Source organism: Acetobacter sp. DmW_125128, assembly GCF_008704325.1.
GTDB lineage: Bacteria > Pseudomonadota > Alphaproteobacteria > Acetobacterales > Acetobacteraceae > Acetobacter > Acetobacter oryzifermentans.
This window is the reverse complement of sequence record NZ_VHOP01000040.1, coordinates 2,501-5,625: the sequence shown is the minus strand read 5'-3', so window position 1 is coordinate 5,625 and position 3,125 is coordinate 2,501. Positions and strand designations below refer to the sequence as shown.

Genomic DNA, 3,125 nt, shown 5'->3' with positions numbered 1-3,125 from the left:
CCTTCAGGTTATGAGCCTGACGAGCTACCGGGCTGCTCCACCCCGCGGTTGTAATTGTGTTGAAATTTGTAGGGGTAGTAAGTTTTGGCAGGGTGGATTGGAAGACCTGGCGGCGACCGACTTTCCCGTGGCTTAAGCCACAGTATCATAGGCGCTGGGGGTTTTCACGGCCGAGTTCGGGATGGGATCGGGTGGATCTCTCCCCGCCATGGCCACCAGGTCATCCAGTCCACCCTGTAAGGGTGTGTGGAAGACGGTTGGTAGAAGAAGTAGGCGTATATATGGATGATTTCTGTGCACGGGCTGTCCTTTTAAGGGGACAGTAAGAGAGTGAGCCTATTGGGTGATTAGGACCAGTTAGCTGCACGTGTTACCACGCTTTCACACCTGGCCTATTAACGTGGTGGTCTACCACGACCCTCAGGGAGACCTAGTTTTGAGGTGGGTTTCCCGCTTAGATGCTTTCAGCGGTTATCCCTTCCATACTTAGCTACCCGGCGGTGCCGCTGGCGCGACAACCGGTGCACCAGAGGTATGTTCATCCCGGTCCTCTCGTACTAGGGACAAATCCTCTCAAGTCTCCAACATCCACGGCAGATAGGGACCGAACTGTCTCACGACGTTCTAAACCCAGCTCACGTACCACTTTAATCGGCGAACAGCCGAACCCTTGGGACCTGCTCCAGCCCCAGGATGTGATGAGCCGACATCGAGGTGCCAAACCTCCCCGTCGATGTGGACTCTTGGGGGAGATCAGCCTGTTATCCCTAGAGTACCTTTTATCCGTTGAGCGATGGCCCTTCCACGCGGGACCACCGGATCACTATGGCCGACTTTCGTCTCTGCTCGAGCTGTCACTCTCGCAGTCAGGCGGGCTTATGCCATTGCACTCAACAGCCGGTTTCCGACCGGCCTGAGCCCACCATCGCGCGCCTCCGTTACACTTTGGGAGGCGACCGCCCCAGTCAAACTGCCCACCATACAGGGTCCCGGATCAGGCTAACTGACCACGGTTAGACATCAGAAAAATTCAGGGTGGTATTTCAAGGATGGCTCCACAGGAACTGGCGCCCCTGCTTCAAAGCCTCCCACCTATCCTACACAGAATGTCTCTGATGCCACTGTAAAGCTGCAGTAAAGGTTCATAGGGTCTTTCCGTCTGACCGCGGATACCCCGCATCTTCACGGGGAATTCAATTTCGCTGAGCCGATGCTGGAGACAGCGGGGAAGTCGTTACGCCATTCGTGCAGGTCGGAACTTACCCGACAAGGAATTTCGCTACCTTAGGACCGTTATAGTTACGGCCGCCGTTTACCGGGGCTTCAATTCAGCGCTCTCACACCTCCTCTTAACCTTCCGGCACCGGGCAGGCGTCAGACCCTATACGTCGTCTTTCGACTTCGCAGAGTCCTGTGTTTTTAATAAACAGTCGCTACCCCCTGGTCTGTGCCACCCGCCAATGGTTGCCCACCAACGGGTCTCGCTTATCCCGAAGTTACACGAGCAATTTGCCTAGTTCCTTCAGCATCGTTCTCTCAAGCGCCTTGGTATTCTCTACCAGTCCACCTGTGTCGGTTTCGGGTACGGTCTATACGCCAGAGCTATTTCCTGGAATGCTCCAAAAGCCAGGTCAATCCGTTAAGACCTGACAACATATCGCATTCGTCACTTCTGGCAGGTACAGGAATATTCACCTGTTTCCCATCGACTACGGCTCTCGCCCTCGCCTTAGGGGCCGACTAACCCTGCGTGGATTAACCTTGCGCAGGAACCCTTGGACTTTCGGCGACAGTGTTTCTCGCACTGTTTGTCGCTACTCATGTCAGCATTCGCACTTCCGATATCTCCAGAGAGGGTCACCCCGTCTCCTTCACTGACTTACGGAACGCTCCGCTACCGCGCATATCATAGATATGCACCCACAGCTTCGGCACGTGGCTTGAGCCCCGTTACATTTTCGGCGCAGGGTTTCTATTAGACCAGTGAGCTATTACGCTTTCTTTAAAGGATGGCTGCTTCTAAGCCAACCTCCTGGTTGTTATGGAATCCCCACATCCTTTCCCACTTAGCCACGATTTGGGGGCCTTAGCTGGTGGTCTGGGCTGTTTCCCTCTCGACAATGGACCTTAGCACCCACTGTCTGTCTGCCAGGCTATACTTCCGGGTATTCGGAGTTTGGTTGGGTTTGGTAAGGCTTTGGGCCCCCCTAGCCCATCCAGTGCTCTACCCCCCGGGGTAACCACCTGACGGTCTACCTCAATAGATTTCGCGGAGAACCAGCTATCTCCGAGTTTGATTGGCCTTTCACCCCTAGCCACAGCTCATCCCCGACTTTTTCAACAGGCGTGGGTTCGGCCCTCCAGTGCGTGTTACCGCACCTTCAGCCTGGCCATGGCTAGATCACTCGGTTTCGGGTCTTCTGCCAGCAACTATGCGCCCTATTCAGACTCGCTTTCGCTACGCCTACACCTATCGGCTTAAGCTCGCTGCAAACAGAAACTCGCTGACCCATTATACAAAAGGTACGCCGTCACCCCATAAGAGGCTCCGACTGCTTGTAGGCATCCGGTTTCAGGTCTCTTTCACTCCCCTCGTCGGGGTGCTTTTCACCTTTCCCTCACGGTACTTGTTCGCTATCGGTCACTAGGGAGTATTTAGGCTTGGAGGGTGGTCCCCCCATGTTCAGACAGGGTTTCACGTGCCCCGCCCTACTCAAGCATTCTTAAAGACACTACACATACGGGACTGTCACCCACTATGGTCAGCCTTTCCAGACTGTTCTGCTTCTTCTTCAAAAATGACTGGCCTGTTCCGCGTTCGCTCGCCACTACTAGCAGAATCTCAATTGATGTCTTTTCCTCCAGGTACTGAGATGTTTCAGTTCCCCGGGTTCGCCTCGTAACCCTATGTATTCAGATCACGATACCCATCGCTGGGTGGGTTGCCCCATTCGGAAATCTGCGGATCAATGCCTGCTCGCGGCTCCCCACAGCTTATCGCAGCGTGCTACGTCCTTCGTCGCCTCCTAGTGCCAAGGCATCCACCGAATGCCCTTCTCATACTCACTCGCCCCATGCACAGAAACCATCCATACCTACATCCGCAGATACAAATAGCTCCAAAG

The 3,125-nt window shown here is 54.6% G+C and carries 2 rRNA genes; both read right to left on the bottom strand.

The features are described from left to right. Positions 1 to 104: 104 nt before the first annotated feature. A 5S ribosomal RNA gene (gene rrf / locus FKW19_RS11910) occupies positions 105 to 220 on the bottom strand. A 106-nt stretch (positions 221 to 326) separates the two neighbouring features. Beyond that, a 23S ribosomal RNA gene (locus FKW19_RS11905) occupies positions 327 to 3,069 on the bottom strand. Positions 3,070 to 3,125 lie beyond the last annotated feature (56 nt).